The sequence below is a fragment of the Cupriavidus sp. WS genome (assembly GCF_000395345.1).
GTDB classification, from domain to species: Bacteria; Pseudomonadota; Gammaproteobacteria; order Burkholderiales; family Burkholderiaceae; genus Cupriavidus; species Cupriavidus basilensis_B.
Window position 1 is genome coordinate 1 of record NZ_AQPL01000305.1, and the last position, 2,807, is coordinate 2,807.

Sequence of the window (2,807 nt, forward strand, 5' to 3'; positions counted from 1 at the left end):
CGGCGGGTGGCGAACGCCTGCCGCAGCAGCGTATCGGCCACCGCCAGCCGGGCCTGCGCGAAGCGGTCCTGCTCGATGCGCGCCACCAGCGGCAGCGTCAGCAGGTTGACCAGGCCCACGGCGATGGCGCGGTCGATCTTGAGGTCGTCGCCCTGGCGCGTGCGGCTGAAGGAAAAGCCGGGGTTGGGCAGGCGCGTGGCCTGCACGTATTCGGCTTCCGAGATGCCGAGCTCGGCGAAGGCGGCCTGCAGGCCGGCGTTGTTGAGCAGCGCGATCTGCACCGCGCTGTCGGCATCGAGCGGCTCGGCCAGCAGCGCCTGGGTGCGGCGGTAGGCCTCGGCGCGGTCCTGGTCGGAGCGCACCCAGAGCGCGTCCTGGCCGAGCCGCTGGCGCGCGGCCTCGGCGGCGGTGCCGAAGCCGCCGTCATCGGTGAAGCTGGCGCAGCCGGCCAGCAGCAGCGCGCAGGCGGCCGCGGCCAGCCCCGCCCTGGATGCCGCCGGGCGCCCGGGAAATGGAAAAGACATGCGGCTTCCTCAGTGATGGTGGGTGTGCCCGCCGGGCGCCGGGGCAGCCGCGCCGGCATTGCCCGGCGCGGCCGGCATCGGCATGGCGCCGGTGTCGGGCGCCGCGTTCCCGGCCGCGCCGGGCGTGACCTGCGCATTGGTCTGGCGCCACGGCGCGACCGGCTGCGCCTGGAACGGCAGGTAGCCGGCCAGCACGTCCGGTGACGGCAGCGGCGGCACCGCGGCGCCGGGATCGAGCGGATCGCCGGGCGTGGCGGCGGGGCTGGCGGACGGATCGACCGGCTTGTTGGCGGATTGACCGGCGGACGGACCGGCAGGCGTCGCGGCGGGCGCGCCGCCGGACTGCGCCGACGCCAGGGCCGGCCCGAGCAACAGGCAGGCCGCCGCCAGGATGCGGACGTATTGCATGACAACCTCAGTGTTCGTGGGGTGCGCCGCGGTCGGCGCGGGAAGGGCCGACCCGGAAGATCAACCCTGGAACGAACTTCGGCGAGCGTGCGATGGACGCACCTCGGGTGTCAGCAGCGTGCGGCGGGCGGACGGTCGGAGGGGGCGGGGAGGAAACCCGCGAAGGCGGCGAGCGCCGCCTGCGGCGCGGCATGGCCGTGGCTGGCCAGCGCGAGTTCGGGGAGGATGGTGGGGATCACCGCGCCGGCGGCGCAGGCCGCGCAGGCGCTGCACGTGCCGCCGGCGCCGTGACCGGCGTGGTGGTGGCCGGCGTGCGGATCGGCGGGATGCAGCGCGAGTGGCCCGGCGGCGGCCATGTCGTCGTCGTCGGTAGCGGCGGGCATCTCGTGCGCCGCGGCGTCGTCATGGCAATGCCCGCCGGCGAGCGCCGCTTCCGCCGCCGACTTCATGGCGGCGTGGCGCAGCATCATCGACTCGATGGCCGGCGAGTCGACCGAGATCGCGGCCATCGCCGCCGCCGGCATGGCGTGGTGGTGCGGCGCCCGGATCGACTGCGCGGTGCTGCATACCATCATGACCGCCGCCGCGATGCTCTGTGCGGGCAGCGCGATCATGGCAAGGCACAACAGGAAGCAGCGGAGGGCGCGTTTCATCGAAACCGGGCAAAAATGGATGCGGTATTGTACCCGCATTGAAAGCCGCCTGAGCGTGACGCGAACATGACAATGTTGACATGTTCGGCCGCGGCCGCGCTTCCTCGTATAGCTTGTCGGCTTGGCGGGGCCGGGCCGATGGCGGCAAACGGCCGCACGCCGGCCCGGAGTGAACGGAAATGCGCATACTGATCGTGGAAGACGAGCCCAAGGCGGGGGACTACCTGCGCAAGGGCCTGAGTGAATCCGGTTTTGTGGCGGATCTGGCGCGCGACGGCGTGGACGGCCTCGCCCACGCGCGCGGGCAGGAGTACGACCTGATCGTGCTCGACGTCATGCTGCCCGGCATGGACGGCTGGACCGTGCTGCAGGAACTGCGCCGCGAGCGCGACACGCCGGTGCTGTTCCTGACCGCGCGCGACGAACTGTCCGACCGCCTGAAAGGCCTCGGGCTCGGCGCCGACGACTACATGGTCAAGCCCTTCGCCTTCGCCGAGCTGGTCATGCGCATCCGCACCATCCTGCGGCGCGGGCCGCTGCGCGAGAGCGAACTGATGGAGGTGGCGGACCTGCAGATCGACACCGTCAAGCGCCGCGTGACGCGCGGCGGGCAGAAGCTCGAGCTGACCTCCAAGGAATTCGCGCTGCTGCAACTGCTGGCGCGCCGCCGCGGCGAGGTGCTGTCACGCTCGCTGATCGCCTCGCAGGTCTGGGACATGAACTTCGACAGCAACACCAACGTGGTCGACGTCTCCATCCGCCGCCTGCGCGCGAAGGTCGACGACCCGTTTCCGGCCAAGCTGATCCATACCCGCCGCGGCATGGGCTACGTGCTCGACGAAGAGGACGCCCGATGAGCGGGGCGCCAGCGCAGGACGGCGGCCTGGCGCGCGCCGTGATGCGCCTGCCGGCCTCGCTGACCGCGCGCATGGCGCTGGCCTACGGCGCGGCCACCGTGGCGATCCTGGTGGCGGTCAGCACCTACCTGGCCGGCGCGCTGGCCACCCAGCTGCAGGACCGCGACGAGGGCGAACTGGTCAGCGAGGTGCTGCTGGTGCGCCACCTGCTGCGCGAGGTCAGGTCGGAGGCCGAGATCCGCGCCGACACCCATCGCTTCGCCGACCTCGCGCTCGGGCACGAAGGCCTGATCCTGCTGGTGCGCGACAGCCTGGGCGAGCCGCTGGTCACGCTCAACCCGCGCCACGAGCCGGTGCCGGCGCTG

The 2,807-nt window shown here is 72.6% G+C and carries 3 protein-coding genes and 2 pseudogenes; 2 read left to right on the top strand and 3 right to left on the bottom strand.

Features of this window, described 5'->3' with window-relative positions:
• The 3 genes and pseudogenes from K206_RS0123615 to K206_RS0123625 all read right to left on the bottom strand — a co-directional run.
• Positions 1–524: pseudogene (locus K206_RS0123615) on the bottom strand (RND transporter); the annotation flags it as partial.
• 9 nt (positions 525–533) lie between these two features.
• Positions 534–932, bottom strand: a complete 399-nt coding sequence (locus K206_RS0123620; RefSeq protein ID WP_020204862.1) for a hypothetical protein — start codon at positions 930–932, stop codon at positions 534–536.
• 110 nt (positions 933–1,042) lie between these two features.
• Positions 1,043–1,585, bottom strand: coding sequence for a hypothetical protein (locus tag K206_RS0123625; RefSeq protein WP_043367024.1), 543 nt, complete (start codon positions 1,583–1,585; stop codon positions 1,043–1,045).
• A gap of 179 nt (positions 1,586–1,764) precedes the next feature.
• On the opposite strand from K206_RS0123625, the gene K206_RS0123630 reads away from it, so the two are divergent.
• Together K206_RS0123630 and K206_RS0123635 are read left to right on the top strand one after the other, a co-directional pair.
• Complete coding sequence (locus tag K206_RS0123630; protein ID WP_020204864.1) at positions 1,765–2,442, top strand: heavy metal response regulator transcription factor; 678 nt, start codon at positions 1,765–1,767, stop codon at positions 2,440–2,442.
• Positions 2,439–2,807, top strand: a pseudogene (locus K206_RS0123635) (two-component sensor histidine kinase); the annotation flags it as partial. The gene K206_RS0123630 and the pseudogene K206_RS0123635, both read left to right, overlap by 4 nt.

What these genes read in the sequence shown, in the direction of transcription:
- K206_RS0123625 (WP_043367024.1), bottom strand. Translation starts at nt 1,585, where the DNA reads ATGAAACGCGCCCTCCGCTGCTTCCTGTTGTGCCTTGCCATGATCGCG.
- K206_RS0123630 (WP_020204864.1), top strand. Translation starts at nt 1,765, where the DNA reads ATGCGCATACTGATCGTGGAAGACGAGCCCAAGGCGGGGGACTACCTG.
- K206_RS0123620 (WP_020204862.1), bottom strand. Translation starts at nt 932, where the DNA reads ATGCAATACGTCCGCATCCTGGCGGCGGCCTGCCTGTTGCTCGGGCCG.